Origin of the sequence: Bittarella massiliensis (ex Durand et al. 2017) (assembly GCF_017566145.1) — a bacterium.
Taxonomy (GTDB): Bacteria; Bacillota; Clostridia; order Oscillospirales; family Ruminococcaceae; genus Bittarella; species Bittarella massiliensis_A.
Window position 1 is genome coordinate 1 of record NZ_JABFCL010000003.1, and the last position, 20,019, is coordinate 20,019.

22 protein-coding genes are annotated in these 20,019 nt (G+C 62.0%); 4 read left to right on the top strand and 18 right to left on the bottom strand.

Annotated features, from left to right (window positions below; translation table 11 throughout):
* Positions 1 to 320 precede the first annotated feature (320 nt).
* Both HJY11_RS04330 and HJY11_RS04335 read right to left on the bottom strand, forming a co-directional pair.
* Complete coding sequence (locus HJY11_RS04330; RefSeq protein WP_208074773.1) at positions 321 to 1,847, bottom strand: FGGY-family carbohydrate kinase; 1,527 nt, start codon at positions 1,845 to 1,847, stop codon at positions 321 to 323.
* A gap of 106 nt (positions 1,848 to 1,953) precedes the next feature.
* Positions 1,954 to 2,763, bottom strand: a complete 810-nt coding sequence (locus HJY11_RS04335) for a BtpA/SgcQ family protein (protein WP_208074774.1) — start codon at positions 2,761 to 2,763, stop codon at positions 1,954 to 1,956.
* A gap of 296 nt (positions 2,764 to 3,059) precedes the next feature.
* Here HJY11_RS04335 and HJY11_RS04340 point away from each other — a divergent pair, with 296 nt between their 5' ends.
* On the top strand, positions 3,060 to 4,169 hold the full coding sequence (locus HJY11_RS04340; protein WP_208074775.1) for a M20/M25/M40 family metallo-hydrolase: 1,110 nt from the start codon (positions 3,060 to 3,062) through the stop codon (positions 4,167 to 4,169).
* An 83-nt stretch (positions 4,170 to 4,252) separates the two neighbouring features.
* On the opposite strand, the gene HJY11_RS04345 is transcribed toward HJY11_RS04340, so the two are convergent.
* The 16 genes from HJY11_RS04345 to HJY11_RS04420 all read right to left on the bottom strand — a co-directional run bounded on the left by HJY11_RS04345 (position 4,253) and on the right by HJY11_RS04420 (position 18,269).
* A complete protein-coding gene (locus HJY11_RS04345; RefSeq protein WP_208074776.1) occupies positions 4,253 to 5,161 on the bottom strand; it encodes a hypothetical protein in 909 nt (302 codons plus the stop codon).
* A 5-nt stretch (positions 5,162 to 5,166) separates the two neighbouring features.
* Positions 5,167 to 5,874 (bottom strand): hypothetical protein, encoded by a 708-nt coding sequence (locus HJY11_RS04350; RefSeq protein ID WP_208074777.1) that lies wholly within the window; start codon positions 5,872 to 5,874, stop codon positions 5,167 to 5,169.
* Positions 5,875 to 5,898: 24 nt separating this feature from the next.
* On the bottom strand, positions 5,899 to 6,594 hold the full coding sequence (locus HJY11_RS04355) for a hypothetical protein (protein ID WP_208074778.1): 696 nt from the start codon (positions 6,592 to 6,594) through the stop codon (positions 5,899 to 5,901).
* Positions 6,591 to 7,088: a signal peptidase I gene (locus tag HJY11_RS04360; RefSeq protein ID WP_208074779.1), complete on the bottom strand. Its 498-nt coding sequence runs from the start codon at positions 7,086 to 7,088 to the stop codon at positions 6,591 to 6,593. Before HJY11_RS04360 ends, HJY11_RS04355 begins: the two co-directional genes overlap by 4 nt.
* A gap of 63 nt (positions 7,089 to 7,151) precedes the next feature.
* The gene (locus tag HJY11_RS04365) at positions 7,152 to 7,853 is read right to left on the bottom strand and encodes a SipW-dependent-type signal peptide-containing protein (protein ID WP_208074780.1); all 702 of its coding nucleotides are present in this window, start codon (positions 7,851 to 7,853) and stop codon (positions 7,152 to 7,154) included.
* 44 nt (positions 7,854 to 7,897) lie between these two features.
* Entirely contained in the window at positions 7,898 to 8,506 is a 609-nt protein-coding gene (locus HJY11_RS04370) for a hypothetical protein (protein ID WP_208074781.1), read from the bottom strand.
* 76 nt (positions 8,507 to 8,582) lie between these two features.
* Positions 8,583 to 9,101, bottom strand: a complete 519-nt coding sequence (locus HJY11_RS04375) for a signal peptidase I (protein ID WP_208074782.1) — start codon at positions 9,099 to 9,101, stop codon at positions 8,583 to 8,585.
* Between the two features lie 17 nt (positions 9,102 to 9,118).
* Positions 9,119 to 9,709 carry a hypothetical protein gene (locus tag HJY11_RS04380; RefSeq protein WP_208074783.1) on the bottom strand — a complete coding sequence of 197 codons (591 nt, stop codon included), beginning with the start codon at positions 9,707 to 9,709 and terminating at the stop codon, positions 9,119 to 9,121.
* A gap of 18 nt (positions 9,710 to 9,727) precedes the next feature.
* Positions 9,728 to 12,433, bottom strand: a complete 2,706-nt coding sequence (locus HJY11_RS04385) for a DUF7601 domain-containing protein (RefSeq protein WP_208074784.1) — start codon at positions 12,431 to 12,433, stop codon at positions 9,728 to 9,730.
* A gap of 52 nt (positions 12,434 to 12,485) precedes the next feature.
* On the bottom strand, positions 12,486 to 12,953 hold the full coding sequence (locus HJY11_RS15095) for a hypothetical protein (protein ID WP_243764198.1): 468 nt from the start codon (positions 12,951 to 12,953) through the stop codon (positions 12,486 to 12,488).
* Between the two features lie 167 nt (positions 12,954 to 13,120).
* Positions 13,121 to 14,371, bottom strand: coding sequence for an AfsR/SARP family transcriptional regulator (locus HJY11_RS04395; RefSeq protein WP_208074785.1), 1,251 nt, complete (start codon positions 14,369 to 14,371; stop codon positions 13,121 to 13,123).
* A gap of 505 nt (positions 14,372 to 14,876) precedes the next feature.
* Positions 14,877 to 15,602 carry a PHP domain-containing protein gene (locus tag HJY11_RS04400; protein ID WP_208074786.1) on the bottom strand — a complete coding sequence of 242 codons (726 nt, stop codon included), beginning with the start codon at positions 15,600 to 15,602 and terminating at the stop codon, positions 14,877 to 14,879.
* Positions 15,602 to 15,943 carry a hypothetical protein gene (locus tag HJY11_RS04405; protein ID WP_368041539.1) on the bottom strand — a complete coding sequence of 114 codons (342 nt, stop codon included), beginning with the start codon at positions 15,941 to 15,943 and terminating at the stop codon, positions 15,602 to 15,604. Before HJY11_RS04405 ends, HJY11_RS04400 begins: the two co-directional genes overlap by 1 nt.
* Positions 15,940 to 17,250 (bottom strand): [Fe-Fe] hydrogenase large subunit C-terminal domain-containing protein, encoded by a 1,311-nt coding sequence (locus HJY11_RS04410; RefSeq protein ID WP_208074787.1) that lies wholly within the window; start codon positions 17,248 to 17,250, stop codon positions 15,940 to 15,942. The genes HJY11_RS04405 and HJY11_RS04410 overlap by 4 nt, the downstream gene beginning before the upstream one ends.
* Before the next feature lie 55 nt (positions 17,251 to 17,305).
* On the bottom strand, positions 17,306 to 17,728 hold the full coding sequence (locus HJY11_RS04415; protein ID WP_208074788.1) for an ATP-binding protein: 423 nt from the start codon (positions 17,726 to 17,728) through the stop codon (positions 17,306 to 17,308).
* Positions 17,729 to 17,918: 190 nt separating this feature from the next.
* Positions 17,919 to 18,269, bottom strand: coding sequence for a DRTGG domain-containing protein (locus HJY11_RS04420; RefSeq protein WP_208074789.1), 351 nt, complete (start codon positions 18,267 to 18,269; stop codon positions 17,919 to 17,921).
* A gap of 308 nt (positions 18,270 to 18,577) precedes the next feature.
* On the opposite strand from HJY11_RS04420, the gene HJY11_RS04425 reads away from it, so the two are divergent.
* Genes HJY11_RS04425 through HJY11_RS04435 form a run of 3 tightly spaced genes read left to right on the top strand, consistent with a single transcriptional unit; the run spans position 18,578 to position 20,005 of the window.
* Positions 18,578 to 19,078, top strand: a complete 501-nt coding sequence (locus HJY11_RS04425) for an NADH-quinone oxidoreductase subunit NuoE family protein (RefSeq protein ID WP_208074790.1) — start codon at positions 18,578 to 18,580, stop codon at positions 19,076 to 19,078.
* A gap of 1 nt (position 19,079) precedes the next feature.
* Positions 19,080 to 19,634, top strand: coding sequence for an ATP-binding protein (locus HJY11_RS04430; protein WP_208074791.1), 555 nt, complete (start codon positions 19,080 to 19,082; stop codon positions 19,632 to 19,634).
* Positions 19,631 to 20,005, top strand: coding sequence for a (2Fe-2S) ferredoxin domain-containing protein (locus HJY11_RS04435; protein ID WP_208074792.1), 375 nt, complete (start codon positions 19,631 to 19,633; stop codon positions 20,003 to 20,005). The genes HJY11_RS04430 and HJY11_RS04435 overlap by 4 nt, the downstream gene beginning before the upstream one ends.
* The last annotated feature ends 14 nt before the right edge of the window (positions 20,006 to 20,019 follow it).

Here is a 20,019-nt window from a genome sequence, read left to right on the forward strand (position 1 = left end):
GAGAAGGACGCCGCCCTTGCGGAAGCTATCGCGCAGCAGCGGGAACGCAGCTTCCATACCTATGGCTACCGGCGGATGTGGCTATAGCTGAAAAGCCGGAATATTTTCTGCAACCCCAAAACTGTGCTGTGGGTCATGAAGAAGTATGGTTTGCTGTCTGAAATCTGCGAGCGCATCCAATTGAAAACAGGAGAGGCGCCGCTGGCGCGACGCCTCTCCTACTAAAACTCTATATTTCCTACCAGGGCTCTTTTTTGTACTGTCCGCACAATCTGGGGAGGTTCATTTAAGCCGGCGCTCTTTTCTGTCGGGAGAAGGGCTCACTGGTCGTCTGTCCCCAGGGCGGTGGTCTCGTGCATCCAATCCTTTAACTGGGGGTAGAGCTTGCGGTACTGCTCAAAAAACGCCTGGTAGCGGGTATGGCGCACGGGGTCGGGGACGATCCTCTTCTCCATCGCCACCATGGCCTCCGAGGCGGTGGGCAGGTCGGGGTAGGCCCCCAGCCCCACCGCCGCGCAGATGGCCGAGCCCAGGCAGGAGGCTTGCTTGTCCCGGGGGACGAGAATCTCCACGTTGCTGATGTCGGCGTGAATCTGCAAGAAGAGGTCGCTCTGGGCGGTGCCGCCGCTGATGTGCAGCCGCTCCACCGCAAAGCCGTTCTCCCGCAGCTGGAAGAGGAGGTTTTCGGTGCCGTAGGCGATCCCCTCCAACAGGGCGCGGTAGAGATGGGCCCGGGTGTGGTGGAGGGAAAAGCCGTAGACCAGCCCCCGCACATTTCCGTCCAGGTAGGGGTGCTGGTTGCCCTGCCAGTAATCCAGGACGAGGAGACCGCCGCTGCCGATGGGCAGACCCTTCGCCTCCTGGTCCAGCAGGGCATAGACCGATTCGCCGCTCTCCTCGCAGCGGGCGCTCAAATCCTTGCAGAACTCGCCGATGAACCACTTGAGGATGGAGCCGGAACTGACCTGGCCCCGGTAGGCGGTGTAGTATCCCTCGATGAGGTTGTCCGGCCCGGCGTTGACGGTGGCCTCCCCAAAGGGGGGCGGGTCGGGGGTGAGGACCATGGCCAGGTTGGAGGAGCCGGTGATCAGCGCCACCTGGCCGGGGCGGCAGGCCCCCATCCCCAAAATGCCGATGGAGGCGTCGATCCCCCCTTGGCAGACCAGGGTGCCGGGGCAGAGACCCAGCTGGGCCGCCGCCTCCCCGGTGAGCCCTCCGATGGGCTGCCCCACCCGAAAGACGTGCTCGTCGGGGAATTTGTCCAGGGCGTCGGCCAGGCCGATGGCCCGGTAGAAATCCCGGTGAAAGTCCCCCAGCCGGGCGTCGTACCCCCAGTTGCAGCTGCAGTTGACGTTGATGCTCCACAGGCCGGTGAGGCGGTAGGTCATCCAGTCCTGGTACTCGCAGAAGACCTGGGCCTCCCCGTAGTGTTCCGGCTCGTTTTCCTTGAGCCAGAGCAACTTGGAGGGCATCCACTCTGGGGAGAGGTTTTCCCCCGTCAGCTGGCGGATGCGCGCGGCCTGGGGGGCGCTGCGCACGTCCATCCAAATCAGGCAGTCGCGCACCGGGGTGCCGTCGCGCTGGCAGAGGAGGACGCTGCAGTTGGTGGTGTCCACCCCCAGGGCGGCGATCTGCCGGGGGGAGATGCCGCTTTTGCGCAGCGCCTCCCCCACCGACTGCACCAGCGCCCGCCACCAGTCGGCGGGGACCTGGTCGGCCCAGCCGGGGTGGAGGTGGGTGGTGGGGTAGGGCGTGTTGGCAAAGCAGGCGGGGTTTCCCTCCAGGTCGTAGATGCCTACCCGCATCCCCCCGGTGCCCCCGTCGATGCCCATGACGTACTGTTTCATCGAAGTCCCCCTTTCGCAAGCCCGCTTTGGCGCGCGGGCGGAAAATAAAATGGGCCGGCGGCGAATGCAATTTCGCCGCCGGCCACTTGCGCGCAGGAAGCGAGCTCTATTTCCGGAATGCCTTGACTGTATTCATAAAGTCGACCACCCGATTGTAGTCGGTGAAGTTGTCAAACTTCCCGTCCTTCTTAAAGGTGGTTCCCACCACCGCCCCGTCAGCGATGGAGAGCTGGGTCTCAATGGTCTCCTTCTTGCAGCCGGTGTTGCAGAAGACCGGGGTGTCGGGCAGGGCGTCCTTCACCTTTTTGAGCACCTGGGTGTCGGTGGACTCGCCCGCGGTGAGGCCGGAGACCAGGATGGCGTCTGGCTTGTCGTTGAAGTTGGTGGAGCGGGCGATGTCGACGATGTCCCGGTCCCCCAGATAGGCCGCGGCCTCGGGGAAGATGTTGAAGAGGAGCTTGACCTTCCCCTTCAGCCCCAGGTTGCGGTGGTGGCGGACGATCTCGCCGGTGTTGGTGTTCCACAGCCCCAGGTCGCCGGCGTAGACGCCGGACATGACCTCCCGCACAAAGCAGGCGCCGGTGGCGGCGGCCAGGTCGAGGGAGGCGAAGGGGTCCCACAGCATGTTGACCCCAAAGGGGATGCGGATGTCCTTTTTCAGTTCGCCGATGACCCGGGCCATGGCGGCGGTGGTGGCGGGCTTGACGGTGGTCAAGTAGGGCAGGGAGAACTCGTTGGAGAACATGACCGCGTCAACGCCGCCCTCCTGCAGGGCCAGGAAGTCCTCCCGGGCGCGTTCGACGACCCAATCCATCCCCTTTTCCTCGTCGAAGTAGGGGTCGCCCGGCAGGGCGCGGACATGGCACATGGCGATGATCGGCTTTTCGGTGGAAAACAGCTCTTTGACCCAGGACATGAAACTCCTCCTTACAGACAGGCCCCGCAGGGCGGTTGTTTAATATGTCCTTTATTATACTCCTGTAAAAAAGCGGGCGAAACCCTTTTGTTGCCTACCAAATTGACAAAATTGCAAGAACAAAAGGCAGCAACTTTCATAGTTTCGGAGCAAAAAGGAGCAAACAGCCGATCTGTCGAGACTTTAGCTGTACGGTTGTGAATGTTGAAAAAAGAGAATCGGGCAATTGCAAACTGGCGTCAGTTTAGTATAATGGGAGCAGAACCGGCCACGCGAGATTTGAAAGGGGTGCGCACATGCTTGACAAACAAGAGATGAGACCGATCCTGCGGGAGTTTATGGAGACCCCCCGCCTCTCCGGCTTTGAGGGACCGATGGCCCGCCGCTTCTGCGAGGAGATGAAAAAATACACCGATTCGGTACAGATCGACCGGCTGGGCAACGCCATCGCCACCTTTCCCGGCACCGACCCCCAAGCACCCAGCGCCATGGTCCTCTCCCACCTGGACACCATCGGCTTTATCCTCACCCGCATCGACGAGGGGGGCTTTCTCTTCTTCGACCGGATGGGCGGGGTGCCGGAAAAGGTGCTTCCCGGCATCGCTGTCGAGGTGGGGGACGAGGACGGGGGGTTTCACCACGGCATCATCGGCTGCCGGGCCTATCACATCCAGAGCCCCGAGCAAAAGAGCAAGGTCGACCCCATCGGCAACCTCTTTATCGACATCGGCGCGAAAAGCCGGCAGGAGGTGTTGGAGATGGGCATCCAGGTGGGCTGCCCCGCCATCTACGCCCCCCGCTATATCGAGCTGGCGGGCGACCGGATTGCCGGCTCCTACATCGATGCGGCTGCCGGGCTGACCAATCTGGTGCAGATCGCCTCGGCCCTGGCCCAGCGGCCGGCCCGCGCCACCGTCCATCTGGTGGGCACCGTCTGGGAGGAGTTTTCGGCCCGGGGGGCGATGATGGCGGCCCGCACCGTCAAGACCGACCTGGCCTTCTCCCTGTTGGGGCCGGGGGCTGCCGACACCCCCGACCAGCGCGGGGCGGTGAGCAACGTGGCCATGGGCGGCGGCCCGGGGGTCACCCTCTTTAACTTCCACGGCAAGGGGACCCTCAACGGGAACATCGCCCACCGCGGCCTGTTAAAGCTGCTGCGGGAGGCGGGCGAGGAGGAGGGGATTCCCCTGCAGCGGCATGCGGCCCGGGGCGCCCTCTCGGACACCGCCTACCTGCAGTTGGAGGGCGAGGGAATCCCCTGCATCGACCTGGGCGCGCCTGACCGATACAGCCATTCCCCCATGGAGACGGTGGACCTGGGCGACTTGGAACAGGTGGGCCGTCTGGTGAGTGCTGCCCTCTACCGGCTGGACAGGGACTTTGACCTGGGCAGATACCCCGCTTAAGGCCGGATGGGAACAGATGAAAAAGAGCGCCTGAACACGGCAGTGCCGGTGTCCAGGCGCTCTTTTTCGCAACGGAAGTTTTATCACTGCGCGGCGTCTTTGCGCCCACGGCGCTTACAGATCAAGACGACAGCTAGGGTGGTTAAGGCAATGGCGGCCACACCGATGCCGGCCACCATGACCGGGTTGAGGGGGGATTTGTTGGGACTCGGAGCCTCGGGAACGTCGGGGTCGGGGATGATCTGTTCCCCTGGTATGTCACTGCCCGGGCCGGGAACCAGCGGGGGCTCCTCCTCTGGAACCTCCTCCCCTTCGGGGGCGGCGGGGGTTGTACCCGGGGGCGTTCCCGGGGCAGTGCCCGGCGCCTGCTGGTACTGGGGCACCTCCTCGGTGACGGTGTTGGTGTGCACCACCGGGTCGTAGTAGAAGGTGAGGATATTGGTGCTGCTGTCGGCGCCGATGGTCAGAGCCTGGCTGGCCGCCAGGGCGGTGAACTCGGTCACGGTGGGGGCGCTAAAGGTGACGGTGGCTGCGTTGCTGGCCACCCCTTGCAGGGCGGGGGCCACTTCAGCGCCGGTCTCCCGGTCGACAAAGCGGACGGTGTAGCCGTAGGTGTCGCCCTGCTTGGTCAGCCCGTAGCTGGCCACGGTGGTGATGTCACCGGCTGCCGGCTGCCCGTTCTGGTAGCCGGGGGCGGCGTCAAGCACTTCGTAGCGGGTCTCGATCAGCTGAATTTCGCTGGGGTTGGGGGCGTCGGGCAGGACGGCCCCGACCGGCACCAGGATGGAGAGGCTGCCGGTGGCCTTGCTGAACTGATAGGAATAGCCGGTGCCCTCGATTTTTTGCAGGTAACTCGGGGAGAACCGCCCGTACTCGCCGGGGCGGAAGGTCACCACATAGCCCTTGTTGCCGGCGGCGTGAACGGGCAGCGCCATCAGCGACAGCAGAAAGGCCAGCGCCAGGGTACAGAGCCGCTTGGTCAAGTTGCGCATCTCGTTCACTCCTCTTCTCTGTGTTTCTTTTTCAGAACAATCAGCAGCGGCAGGGCGATGAAGGCAGAGGCTGCCAGCAGAAAGATGGGGGCGTAATCGCCGGTGAAGATGGTCTTGCCCGGCACCCGGTTGATCACCGTCTCGGTCTGGGGAGTCACCTCGGCGGCCTGGAAGGTGAACTGAATCAGCCCTTCACTGGCCTGGTAGGGGTTGCCCAGCGAGGTGGCGTCGGGGAGGAGGGAGAGGGTCACTTCGGCCTGCTCCCCCGCCTCCAGGGTGGCCACCAGGCGGTAGCCCTCCAGCTGGCTGTTGAGTTCCTTTAGCTCCTGGCTGCCGCGGCCGCCCAACAGCGCGCCGGTGGTCTCGCCGGTGGCGGGGTCGTACCCGTAGAGGACGCTGGTGGTCTCGCCGCTCTTGCAGGTGAGGCGGACGGTGTATCCCGCCCCGGCGGCGCCGGCCTTTTCAAGGGTGTTGAGGACGTCGGTCTTCATGTAGAAGTTGGTGGTCGCCCCGCTCCTGTTTTCGAGCAGAAGGGTGTCGCTTGCCTCTACCCCCGGGAGGATGGAGGAGAAACCGCTCATCTGACCGGTGCAGACCAGCGCGTCGCCGGTGTAGGCAACTTCGCCGCGCACAGCGGCAAAGCCGGTCGCCGGCGCAGCCACGGCCAGAAGCAGGGAAAGGATCAGGGTCACTGCGCCCATTCGTTTTTTCATCTCTTGTCACCTGTCTTTCTGCCGCTACTGCTCAATGGCTGTGATGTTGCCGTTTTCATCTAGCTGGGCCAGGACGCCCCAACTGGTGAGAATGCCCTTCTGGTTGACATCGCCGTGCGCGACCCCAGCGAACTGAACACCCTCGGCCACCGCCTCCAGACGGATGTGCTTGTCGGTGTACTCGTTGTCCAGGGCAGCATCCACCGCGAGAGACTGGAGAAGGTCCTCGCTGGCCTCCTGGGGGGAGACGGGGCGGCAGAAGTAGAAGGTCTGGGTCTCCCCGCTGGAGAAGGGGGGATTGGACTCCAGCCAGCCGCTGTCGGCCGGTGGGCTCAGCCGGATGGCCGAGCCGTCCAGATCGGTGCGCTTGCCATTGCCATTGCCATTGCCATTGCCCTCTTCATCTGCCCAGTACTTGGTCACCGTGACCCGCACGTAGGCGGGCACAGAACCGGCGTTTTGCACGCTGTACACACCGGTTTTGCCGGCGGCGTCGGTCAGGGCGACGGTGTCACCGGGCATTACTGGCTGGGTCAGCTGGTACTCGGCCGCCGGGGCGAGGGCCTGGCCGTCGGCCCAGCCGATCTGCAGGGTGGTAGCTGCCAAGGGGGCGCCCACGGCCCGGTCGCCTTCGATCTGGCCGGCGGCCAGAGAGCCGCCGACGGCGGTTGCCGCAACCAGGACCAGCGCCGCACCCATCAGCAAAAATCTCTTCTTCACTTGAAACGCTCCCTCTTCTTGATCTTGTCTGCAAATGCCCAGAGCAAACACGCCAGGGCAAAGATGGCGATGCAGACCGCGATGCCGCCGACGGAGTGTAAAGCCGCGGAGACGGCGCCTAAAAGCGGAATGGAAAACAGAACTTCACCGGTTATCCGGCCGTAGGCCACCGGGGTCACGTCGGGCTGTGCATTGGCGTCGCCCTTGGTGGTGATCTCCCCTTTTTGGGTGTCGTTTTGCACCACCCGGTGCACCTCCACCAACTCGGTGGCGCTGCCCAGGGAAAAGGTGATGATCGCCCCCTCCGCCAGCTCCTCCGGGTTGCAAGACCTGGTATAGATGGCGCTGCCCACCGGAAGGGCTGGCACCATGCTGGGGGTGAGAACCGAGTAGACCTGAAAGCCCAGCAGCCGGGGCAGAACCAGGGGAAGGGTGAGGAGGGAGAGACCGATCATCAGCGCCGCCGCTGCAGCGCTGAGAAGTTTTGCCCTCACGGCGCTCCCTCCTTTCCCAACCGGTTGGCCCTGCCTGCCTGGGGCAAGGGGCAAGGGGCAAAACTAGTGAAACAGCCCCTGAAGTTGGATTGCCGCTGTGTTGGCGGCGGGGATGAGGCTGGGGGCATCCAGGTTCTTTTGCTGTACGGCGGCCGCCGAGACACTCAGGGAGAAACCGGCCTGGGCGTAGTTGTTGTCCCACTCCTCGCCGGGGATGGTGAAGTGCTCAAACAGGGTCACCTGATTGGCGGGGTTGGCGGTCTCTCCGGCGGCGGGAGCGGTGTAGCTGACGGCCTCCCTGTAGTAGCAGAGGAGGGCGTCTCCGTCCCGGCTGACGATCCATTTGTCGGTGTCGACTTCAGCGGCGACCAGGTCCAGCAGCTGGCTGCTCACCGACGCGCTGTTGACGCTGGCATTTTGGCTGTTGGGAACTTCGGCCTGGGCGGTCACCCGAATGGCCAGGTAGCAGGGCTGCGAGCCCTCTTCCACGGTGGCGCCCACCGTCTTGCTGATCAGGTCGCCGGGCATGATGTCGGTGTAGCTGAGGCCGTTGCCATGGTTGTCGCCAGTGGCGACAACCATCTCTTTGCTGTCCACGGTGCCGACCGGGGAGATGTCGACAATGCCGATGTCAACCTTGCCGGTGGTGAAGACGTTGTCCCGCTGGGCAGTGGTGTCGGTGAAGTAGGCCAAGGTGGCTCCCACAGCGATCATGGCAACTAGTAGGGTGCTGGCGGCGGCGATCAAAACGTTTTTCTTTTTCATCGGTGATCAAACCCCTTTGCTGTTTTGGCGAAACGCTGGTTTGGTTAAGCGAGAGTGAAGTTGGTGCTGGCCTTGCCGTTGAGGGCAACCAGGGCCAGGCCGTCGGTGGTGTCGGTGCCGGTCATCCCGCTGGACTGGATCCCGTAGGCATAGAGAGAGATGGAGGGGATGTTAGCGGGCTTCTGGGAGTAGTTGGCGAAGGTCACATTCTCAAAGACAGAGGGCAGATCGCCGGCGCCGGTGACCGAGGAACTGTACTTGTAAATGCCGTTGGTGCCGGTTTGGGCGGTGATCTTCACCCAGCTGGAGTCGATGTCCAGACTCATAAGGTTGTCGTCTACCCCGGTGATGATCACGTAGATATCCGCACCGGTGACGGGAACGGTGTCAACCGAGACAAAGGGGTCTTTGGGGACGATCTTGTTGGGGTAGATGTCCTGGTAGGTATTGGCCTTGACTTCGGTGGTTCCCAGGGTGTTGCTGGCTTGAATGTAGTTGTGCTCGTTGAGATCAATGGACAGGCCATCGCTGGCGGAGAAGGCGTTTTCCACCTTCTCGGTGGTGCTGACAAAGTAGGCCAAGGTGGCGCCAATGGCCACCACGGTGACCAGAGCCAGGGAGAGGGTCATGACGAGGATGTTTTTCTTTTTCATTTCAATGCTCCTTTTCAAGTTGGCGGTGGAACGGATTTATATAAGGGGCTTTGCAGGCCCCGGGAACCGAAGGAAATCAGGTGTCGTCCGGCGGGGGGGCATCGGTTTTCTCCCTCTCCCCCGCAGCGATGATGGCGGGGATAAAGTTGAGAAGGATGATGAGGATGGCCAGGCCGCAGGTGGCAAAGATGCCGGCGGGGGTCCGAATGCCGGTGGTGATGTAGCCCAGAAGAGGGAGGTGAAAAGCAACTCTTCCGAACACCCGGGAAAAGGCGATCTCCCCATCAGGGGCGTCATTGGCGTCTCCCTGGGTTACCAGGGTGCGGGCATCGCTGTCCACCCGAAGAACCCGATGGGTGACATAGGTGCTGCCGTCAGGCAGCAGGTAGGTGCAGATGTCGCCGGCTTGCAGTTGGGGCGCCTCGGTGGGCTTGACGCAGACGATGCTGCCCACCGGAATGGCCGGCTCCATGCTGCCGCTGAGGACGGCCATCTCCCGGTAGCCCAGCAGCATGGGCAGCAGGATGGCCAGAGCCACGGAAACCAGGGCGCACAGCAGAACGCCAGAGAGGATGTTACAAATTTTTTTGATCATGGGTGTTCCCCCGCAGGTTATTGGAAGAGGGCCGCAATGGCCGGCAGGGAGGTCAGTCCGCCGGGCTCGGCGAGGACGCTCTCCTGGTAGATGGTGACCGAAAAGCCGGTCTGCTCCAGAAAGTCCGCCAGGGTCTTGGGCTGCCCCTCGCCGCCGTAGAGGTTCTTGCCCACTTTGACGCTGTACATCAGCGGCGGGGTGATCTCACCTGCCGGGAGAGGGGCACAGTAGTAGTAAAAACCCGATTTGGAGGGGTCGCTGCTGACCTTTCCCCAGTCGGTGCGGTTGACCTGGATGTAGACCTTGCTCTGGTCGCCCATGGCGCTGTTTTTGGAGACAAACAGGAGATCCTTCTCGGCGACGCCGGAGACCATGATCCGTGCCCGCACATAGGCGGGAGATTTGCCGGCGTTGGCGATGATGACAGTCTTGTTGCCCAGGGAGTCGTCCTCTTCGATCTCAGTGGTGACGTCGGCGGGAGAAAACCGATTGGTGACGGCGCCGGTGCCGCTGGCCTGGTAGGCCAGGGTAGAGCCGATGCCAAAGACCATGGCCGCCGCCAGAAGGGAGATCAGCAGCTTTTTGCGCTTTTTCAGAAATGCCTTCATGGGTGTCTCCTTTCTGACTTACTCGTCATCGCCGGAATCAGCCGGGGGGATCAGGTCGTCCTGCTTGGGGATGATAAAGACCAGATTGCCGTTTTCCACCTCGAAGAGATTGCGAGTGGCGCTGCTGTCGGTGGGAATATTCCCGCCGTCATAGCGGTTTTGGAAGGTCACCGACCGATCCAGGGCCTGTTTGTTGTAGGTCTCACAGCCTTGGTCGTCAAAGCCCACGCAGACGGTGGCGGTCGCCCCGCTAGAGGAGAAGTAGCCGGGCCGGTTGGCGCTGACACCGGAGAGGGTGTAGTTGAGGTTTTCCAGTTCCTCCACCGTGTAACGGCCGATGGGAACGTCAATCTCGACCACCAACTGGCTGCCATTTCCGGCGGCGTCTCTCATGTCGATGTGACAGTAGTGGGTCACCCCATCTTCGCCGGTGAGTTTGAAACTAAAGACGGGGTCGCCTTTCTCCAGATTCACCTGATTGAGCTGCTTGTAGATGCGCAGGGTGCCATGGTTTTGTCGGTAGCTGTTGACCAGGGTGAGGGTGGCCGGTTGGCCGGGCCGCAGGTTGGCGGCGGCGGAGGAGGTGTCGACGCTCACGTCGTAGCCCTCCACCTCCTCCCCCGTCTCGGAGAGGGTGTACTGGCCGGGCAGCAACTGCTGGGTGTAGGTGAAGGTGTTGCCGTCCCAGCGGCCGCTGGGGTTGTTCCCCTTGACGGTGAAGGCGGTGTGGCCGTCTCCGTCGGTGACGGTGAAGGCCAGGGCGGATTTCAGGGCGGCCAGTTCGCCGGCGCTCAGATCTCCCTCGATCACCTTGCGGATGGTGAGATCGGCCTTCTTCAGCTGGTTGGTGACGGTGACGGTGCTGACCCGCTGGGCCTGTACCACCCCTTCGGGGATCCTGCCGGCCCCCTTTCCATCGGTGCTTATCGAGGTGGCATTGTCCACTTGATAGACAGGAGGCAGGTAGTTGTCTCCGGGTGAGACTTCGGTTACCTGGAAGCTGCTGCCCCAGATGACCCCAGGGATGACCGCCTTCTCATCAGCCTTTAGGGGAATCACCCCGTTTTGGGTGGTTTTTTTGGTGCCGTTGTCCAGGTTCAGGCTGCTGTCGGTGCGGTGCATCAGGTAGTACTCGCCCACATAGGCCTTGCCGCCGATCTGCACCCGCATGGAGAAGCTGTCCTCCGCGCTGGTCCCCTGCATCACCTTTTGGACGGCCAGGTTGTAGAGGTTTTGCACCAGGCATCGGTTTTCAAAGGTGACGGCGGGGCTCTCCTCCACCACCAGGTCGCCCGACTGGTAGATCTGGGTGGATCCGTCGGCCCCCACCACCTTGGCGGTGGTGCTGTTGATAACCACCTCGTACTTGTCGGAGTAGGCGCCGATCTCACTGACCCGGTAGACGGTGTTGGCCTTAACCCCGTTTGCCAGGATGGCGTACTGCCCGTGCTTGAGGGTGAAGGTGCCGTCTGCGGTGGTCCCCTCCCGCACCTTCTGGGAGATGCCGCTGACGTCGGTGTAGACGGTGTAGGCGCCGGTGTAGGGGGTGTAGCTGGCGCCGTTTTTCAGCTCCAACTTAAAGAGGAAGTCGGCGTCGGCAAAGTCGGCCATGTTGGTCTCGGTAATCTGCTTGCTCACCACAATGGTGTCGTCGGGGATGGACTGGAGGTTGAACTTGATACGGCAGTTGGAGCCGCCGGCTCCCCGCTCCATGTAGTAGTAGCGGAAGCTGTGGGACTGGTAGTCTTTGAAGATCCACCGGCCGCCTCTGCGCACAAAGTTGTTGTTGACGTAACTCTGGCCCTTGGCCGCCTGCATGATCTCATAGAGACTTTTGGTCACCACCTGGTTTCTCCCGTTGGCATAGACTTTGTCGATGGTCACATCGCCGTTGGCGAAGTTGATGGTGCCGCTCATGGCGTCATGAATGCCGCCCATGTCTAAAACCAGTACCCCGTCGATGTAGATCCAGACGTCGTCGTCCCCGGTGAACTCAAAGACCATGTCTTTGTTGTTGACCTTGCCGTTTTTGGGTTGCATGAAGTTGAAGTCCATGCTCAGCCCAAAGTGGTAGTTGGTCTCCGCGGTGAGGGTGTCGTGGTTTTGCAGGTCGTTGAGGGGGAGGAACTTGGGGGTGGCGGGCTCGGTGTTGCCGGGTTTGTAGGGGGTGTTGTAGACCTTGAAATTCTTGTCATTGTTGTCCACAATGGTGGCGAAGTTCTTGCCCGCGTCGTAGATGTAGTAGCCATCGGCGTCCTGGGAGAACAAGTGGTTGAGCCCGGTGCGGGCCGAGACCATCCCATTGCCCTTGTTGGGGGAATCGCTGTTCACCGAGGTGGGGTCAAACAGGTAGCCCAGGCTGGTGCCCCAGAAGTTGCTCAGCCGGGGATAGTCGGCCCTGGTGCCCATTGTGGAGCGCACCGCCCCCTGTGCAACCCCTCGTTTACTGGTCCAGGTGTTCCAGACTTTGCTGGTGTCGCGGTATTGACCCTGCACGTTGGCCCCGGAGAAGGAGAGGTAGTTCTGGTGGATGGTGGCCAGATTTCCGTTATAGTCAAAGAGGTTGAGGTGGATGCCCTTGGAGGCGCTGTCCACCGTGCGGATGGTGCCCAGGGAGGGGTCCCCGTCGCCGGGAGCGGCCAAGGCGGCAGTGGGCGTCAAGTTTGCCAGCATGGCGGTGGCGAGTGCCGCGCTGAGTAAACGGCCGAACAGTTTTCGTTTCATCATTGCTGCCTCCTAACGGGATGGTGTGGATGGAGATTTTGCGGTGCCGGCTTCACGAGAAGGCGGCAGAGGGCTTGTCGCCAGAAGGTGGAGCTTCTTCTAGGGCGCTGTCCATCAGTTTGATCAACTCCAACGCGCTGCGGAAATAACTCTGTTTGCCCTTTTCCAGCCAGGTGACGGTGCCCTGCCAGGTGGCGTTTTGTCGGTAGACCACTTGAACGGTGAAGGTGGCGCGGCCCCCGGTGTGGTCGGTCAAATCTTCCAGCGGCTGTCTGTCCATGATTTTATTCCCCCTTTGCGCCGGCCGGGGGAAGAAACTGCGAGCAAACAGTCCCGGCTGCGGGTAATTCCAGTTGTCAAAAAGTGATTCAGCAGCGAGGAGCATCTGTTCTGCCCCCTCAAACGGAATGGGATCGGGCTTGTATCGGTGATAGAGCCGGCCGTGAAAGGATTCGGCGTTCACAGCGTCTACGCAGATGCGGATGGCATTTTTGGCGTGGATAGTGTCAAGTGCGGACATACCATTCCCCCTCTTCTCACCTATCTGACTTAACCATATCAGCAGCGGGTAAAAAAACGGTTAAAATAGCAGGGTGGACAAAAAAACTTTCCTCTTTTTTCACCAATAGAAAAAACGTCCCCGCGCACATAGCGCGGGGACGTTGGAGGGCAAGAGAGTAAGTTGGGCTATTTCCAGCCCGGCGCAGCGCCCATTATCTGGACGCAGCCAGGCCCCCCCACAGGGGCGGATTTGTAGTGGAGAACGATCCCCCTGACCCGGTCAGAAGTGGCCCGGAAGCGGGCATCAATTCGGTTGCTGACAAGGGTACAGTTTTCGCGAGTGATGCCCATTAGCAGGATGAGGAAGCGGCCGGCACAGGGCTGGGTGTAGGCGTCGCCCCGGCGCAGGGCGATCTGGATGGCGGCGCTCACCTGGGGAATGGCCTTGGCCAGGCGGTCTCTGTCCTCCAGGGGCCGGCCCTGCCGGTCGGTGAGCCAGCAGAGCATCAGATAGGCCGACTGGCCACTGCGCTCGAGCATCCTCCCGACGGCCCGATAGGTGTCGATAAAACTGGGGAAAGGGCAGTAATAGGCCCCGTGAAGAATGGCGTCTTCGACGAGGACAGTCTGCAGTTGCTCCATTGAAACCGCCCGTTCCGGGGACACCTGTTCCAACTTGCGCAGCGTTTCAACGAGTTGTTCCGACGGCTTGACGCCAAAGGTCTCATCCAACCGGGTGACGGTTTCCTCGTAGACGGCTTTGGCCTCCTGGTAGTGCCCCAGCGCCAGCAGGCTCTCGATGCGCAGGGCGTCCCACTCCTCCTGTGGGCAGAGGGCAGCGGCGCGGGTGGCCACCGTCAACACCTCGGCGTTCGCTCCGCGGGTGCGCAGCAGGTCGGTAAGGGTGCGCACACAGCGGCCATATAGCTCTCGGCAGTGAACCGCCACCGCCACGGCCCACTCCTCCCCCTGCAGATGGGGAAGAAAGTCGCCGGCGTAAAGGGCACAGGCGCGCTGCAGCGCCTCCTCCCGCCCCGGGCCGGTCTCGGCTAGGGCCGCTTCTGCCTGCCGGTAGAAGCAATCCACATCCACCTCGGTGGGCAGGCTGCTCTGCCAGCGATAGCTGCCGCCGGAAAACTGGATGGTGGTCCCCGGCAGCCCCGCCTGGGCCAGCCGCTTGCGCAGGTTGCTGATGGTGACTTTTAAGTTGTTGGCCGGATCGGTCACCCGTTCGTCCCGACCGTAGAGCCGGTCCATCAGCACGGCGCGGGAAAGTCCCTGCGCCCCGCTGTACAGAAGCATCTGCAGCGCCTGCATGGCGCGGGTGTTGTTGTTTCGCTCCAGCTTGAGAGCGGTCTCCCCATAGCGGATGGAAAACTGGCCCAACATGGTGATGATCAGACACACTGAAGGTTTTTCCTGCATTGCTATTGCCATTGCTCTGCCCTCCTTGTCGCAAGTTTGTGTTCCCGTGTGGCGAGAACAGCTGTCAGTGGGTCGCAGTGGCAACTGGCGGAGCAAAAAATCATCTCCGCCGCTGGGCGCAGCGACTGCACAGAGTCCTTTTAAAAAGGCATAAAATGAAAGTGGTGAAAGGGATTTCTCCGGGGTTGGGCTCTTCAAAACGCGTTTGGGAAAGATAAAAAAGTGTAGGTTTTCGTTCGGTTGTACGGCGCTGCCTTTTTCGAAAATACTGGCCAACTTGCTGTGTACAAGCTGGCTTTTTTGTTGCACAGATACAGAAATTAGGCCAGAAAGAAAACCTACACTCTATCTTCATTATAGGGGAAAAAACCCGAAAGAAAAGCCCCGACGAGGCAATTTCTTTCGGGAAAATCCAACTTGTTTTTCTTAAATAGGAGGAACAAACGGCCTAACCGTGGGGAGCCTTGTTTCGGGAAAGATCGCGAAAGGCATATTTTAAACGTGCGTTTGGGTCTGATTATCCGGTGGCGATCTCCAGCAGAGCGCGGATCTCGCCGGGCAGGTACTCCCCCTGCGGGGGGTCCTTGATGTCCTTGAGGTAATGGGCGTCGGAATTGGTGATGGCTTTGATGTCGGCGGGCACCAGCCCGTCGGCGATCATCTGCCCCGCCCGTTCGATGCGGGCGAACTCGCCGATGGGAAAGCCCATGTCCCCGCTCATGATCCCCAGGTTGCTCACCAGGCTGTTGGCCCCCTTGTCCAGGTGGGCGGGCCAACAGACGCCGCCCCCTGACGCCACCCGTCCGGGCACCTGGGAAAGGGGGATGGAGCAGGCGTTGATGAGCAGTTTGTCCACCCGTCCGACGACCTGATCCTCGGTGTCCATCACCAGCTGGTCGCCGAAGATGGCGGGGTCGTTTTGAATGGCGGGAAGGGCGGCATAGACCTCTTCCCCGAAGGCGAGGGCGGCCTCAAGGGTGGGGAAGAGACAGACCACGTGCACCTCTTCCGCGGTGCAGAGCTCCATCCCCGGCAAAACTGGTATCTGGTAAAACCGCCCGGCCTCGAGGGCGGCCGGGCAGTTGAGGGAGCTGTTGTGGTCGGTGAGGGCGATGAAGTCCAGCCCCAGCGCCTTGGCCATCCCCACCAGGGTGGCGGGGGTCATCTCGTTGTCCCCGCAGGGGGAGAGACAACTGTGCAGGTGCAGGTCGTACTTGTAGGCGGGGGCGGAGAAGCGGCCCATCAGAGACCGCCGCCCAGCTGCTCCACCAGACGGGCCGCCTCGTAGACCGGCAGTTCGGTCCGAAATAGGGCGATTCCCTGCTGGCGGGCCCGCTCCACCGCGGCGGGGTCAAAGGACATCCCCTCGGCCAAGAGGATGCAGGCGGCATCGGCCAGGGTGGCCACTGCCACCGCGTTGATGTTGCCCATGACGGTGACCCAGCAGTCGCCGGCCTTGGCGCGCCCCATCACCAAACTCAACAGGTCACAGCAGTAGATGCCCTCCACCGGCCGCGCCTCCTCCCCCCCACAGACTGGGGAGAACGAGGGACAGGACAGCAGTTCTTGGGTGGTCAGTTTCACGAGTGGTCCTCCTTTCTAAAGGGGAGGGGGACGAAGCTCTTCATCTCGCCGCTCTCGTACTCCTCCAGTTCCTCCCGCATCCGGAAGATGCAGTCCCCCTCTTGGGCGAAGCCCCGCACCACGTCCTCGGCAAAGGCTCGGCAGGAGGGGGCCCCGCAGGAGCCACAGTCCAGCCCCGGAAGGGAGGCGGCAAAAGCCTCGATCTTCTCCATCTTCTCCAGGGCCACCGCAAGGTCGGGGTCCAGCCGCATCACCGGCTCGTAGGTGAGCTCCTTCTCCCAGCGAAAGCTGTCGGGGATGGGGGTGGTGAGCCGGTTGCAGGCAACCGGCAGATACTTGCGCAGCCGGGCCAGTTTGGTCTTGGCCACATAGGGGTTTTCCACCGTGAGCACCCCGCCCACGCAGCCGCCGGAACAGGCGTTGAGCTCGACAAAGTCCAGGCGGTCGAATTTCTCGTCCTCCATGTCCTCCAACACCCGGATGACATTTTCAATGCCGTCGGCGGCCAGGTAGCTGTCCGAGAGGAGGGCCGAGGCCTCCCCCCCGCTGCTGCCCCAGCCCACCCCAATGCGGCCGGTGGAGATGACGGAGGGATTGCCCTCCTCGGTCATCTGCTCCAGCAGAGCCGGGTAGAGGTCCTTGATGGCCAACACGTAGTCCACTGCGCTGCGCTCCACCCCAATGGGGGACTTGGCGGCGGTGACCTTGGCCGGGCAGGGGGAGATAAAGGCGGTGCAGATCTCCTCCTCGGGGATGCCGGTCTTTTCAGATGCCTCCCGCTTGGCCATCCGTGCGGCCACCTCCACCGGGGCGTTGAGGGGGAGCACGTGGCTGACGAGCTGGGGAAAGCGCACCCGGATGAGCCGTGTCACCGCCGGGCAGGCCGAGGAGATGACCGGCTTTTTGATGTCGCCGTACTTCATGATCCGCCGGGTGGCGTCACTGACGAGTTCGGCGGCGCGGGAGACCTCGAACACCCCGTCAAAACCCAGGCGCAGCAGGGCACCGGCCACAATGTCCATGTCGCTTAAGTTGTTGAACTGGGCGAAGAGGGCCGGGGGCGGCAGGGCGATCTTGTACCTGTAAGGGGCGCTTTGCAGCGCGGAGAGCGAGTCATAGGTGGCCTGTTTGGCGTGGTGTGGGCAGATGCGGATGCACTCGCCGCAGTCGATACACTGCTCCTTGATGATGTGGGCCTTTCCCTTGTGTACCCGGATGGCCTCGGTGGGGCAGCGCTTGATGCAGTTGATGCACCCGCGGCACTTCTCCGGGTCCAGGGAGACCGAGTGGTAGAATGCTTCGGCCATAAAGGCGCCTCCTCTCCTGATGTGCTGAATCGGCAAAAGGGGCTGTGGGCGAGGGTCAGATCTGCACCGTCATGTAGACGGTGGTGCCCACCCCCAGCTCGGTGTCGATGTGGATGTCGTCGGTGTACTTTTTCATGTTGGGCAGCCCCATGCCGGCGCCGAAGCCCAGGTTGCGCACCTCGTCCGGGGCGGTGGAGTACCCCTCGGTCATGGCCAGCTCCACGTTGGGGATGCCGGGGCCGGTGTCGGCCAGAACCATCTGGATGTGGTCGGGCTCCACCGTGACGGTGACCGTTCCCCCGTGGGCGTGGATGACCATGTTGATCTCGCCCTCGTACATGGCGATGGCCACCTTGCGAATGGCCTCGGGGTCGACCCCCAGGGCCTTGAGTTTTTTCTTCACGTCGGAAGAGGCTTCTCCCGCCCGGGTGAAGTCGTCCCCCGGCACGTCGTAGTGAAGGGTCAGCAGTGCTGCCATGTCCGTGTACCTCTCTTGTTGTGATAATAGCCGCCGGCGGCGGGGTGTACGGCAGATGCGCCGCTGGCCGGCAGGAAGGCCTGCCGGCTGGGAAAAGAGGATCGGGCCTTCCCCCCAGCCCCTGGATCTGGGGCGAGCCGCAGGCCGGAAGTGGAGGCTGGAGCCGGTTTTAAGGGGCCGGGGAAAACCGTCAGGCTTTTACCCCGCCGCCCAGGCCGGCAGCGTACAGTTTGCCACAGGCGGTGAACATCCGCTCCGGGGTGGTGAGCAGGGCGATCTCCCGCTGCTGGGCCAGGGCGATCATGGCGCTGTCGGGCACCTTCCCACGCACAAAGACGACACAGACCATGTCCATCATCTCGGCGGTGCGGATCACCTGGGGGTTGACGAGCCCGGTGAGGAGGACCGACTGGTTTTTGACAAAGGCCAGCACGTCGCTCATCATGTCGCTGCCGCAGGCGGTCTGCACCTCGTGGTCGCGCCACTCCTCCCCGCAGATAAAGTCGGCGTTTAATATGGTTTGAATCTCGGCAATGGTCAAGGCTGTTCCCTCCCTGTAAAAGGGCGGAGGCCCGGCTCCCCTCCCCCGGAGGAGGGGGCGCGCCGCCCGCTTGATACCTTCTATGATAAGCCATTGCGCGCCAATTTGGAAACGGATTCTTATTAGCAAAACAACCAAATTCCATTTTAAAAATTGATGGTTCCGTCAAAATTTCAGAAAATTGCCAGGATTTGCCGGTTTTGGTGGATTTGAAACCGGGAGTTTGCTATAATTTTTAGAGCTAATGGTCTGCGTCAAACGGCGCATTTACCAATTCTTTTGGGGATCATTCATAGGAGGTACGATTGATGGCCAACAAAATTTCGCCGGTGCCGTTTAACGGCACCAAAGAACAGGAGCAAAAGCTGCTGGAAGTCATCGCCGCCCACAAGGACACCCAGGGCGCGCTGATCTCGGTTCTCCAGCAGGCGCAGGATATTTACGGATACCTGCCCATTGAAGTGCAAAAGATCATCGCCGAGAAGATGGGCGTGCCGCTGGAAGAGGTCTACGGCGTTGTCTCCTTCTACGCACAGTTCTCCCTCAACCCCAAGGGCAGATACAAAATCTCTGTCTGCCTGGGCACCGCTTGCTACGTCAAGGGCTCGGGCGACGTGTTCGACAAGCTCAGCCGCACCCTGGGCATCTCCTCCGGCGAGTGCACCCCCGACGGCCGCTTCTCTCTGGAGGCCTGCCGCTGCGTGGGCGCCTGCGGTCTGGCTCCGGTCATGACCGTCAACGACGAGGTGTACGGCCGCCTGGTACCCGACGACATCGACGGCATCCTCGCCGACTACCAGGCCCGGTAAGGTGCAGGAACTCTCTCTCAACATCCTCGACATCGCCCAGAACTCCATCAAGGCGGGGGCCGACCTGGTGCGCATTGAGATCGAGATCGACCGGGCGGAAAACAGGATGCGCATCGCCGTCATCGACAACGGCTGCGGAATGGATGAGGCGACGCTCGAGCGGGTCGTCGACCCCTTTTACACCACCCGCACCACCCGCAAGGTGGGGCTGGGCGTCCCCTTTTTCAAAATGGCCAGCGAGATGGCGGGGGGGCAGTTCTCCATCCGCTCCGCCCCCGGCGAGGGGACGGCGGTGGAGGCCACCTTTCAGTGGGACCATGTGGACCGCATGCCCCTGGGCGACATGGCCGCCACCTACTGCAGCTTGGTGATGGTGTCCGAGGGGACCGACTTTGTCTACACCCACAGGGTGGACGGCCGCTCCTTTACGGCCGACAGCCGGGAGTTTCGAGCGGTGTTAGAGGGGGTTCCCCTCTCGGCGCCGGATGTACAGGCGTTTATACGGGACTATATCCGTGAGAATACGGAAGAGATAAGCGGAGGTGCTTACGAATGAAAAGTTTAGCGGAACTGCAGGCCATCAAAGAGAAGATGAAGGGCAGCATCGGTCTGCGCGAAGAGGATAAAAACTGCAAGCGGATCGTGGTCGGGATGGCCACCTGCGGCATTGCCGCGGGCGCCCGCCCGGTGCTCACCGCCTTTGCCGAAGAGGTGGCCAAGCGCGGCCTCACCCAGGACGTGATGGTCTCCCAGACCGGCTGCATCGGCATCTGCCAGTACGAGCCGGTGGTGGAGGTCTTTGTCCCCGGCGAGCAGAAGGTCACCTATGTGAAGATGACAGCTGAGAAGGCGGCCCGCGTGGTGGAAGAGCACATCGTGGGCGGCAACGTGGTCAAGGAATACACCATCGGCGCCAGCGCGAAATAAGTGAGGAGGAAAGA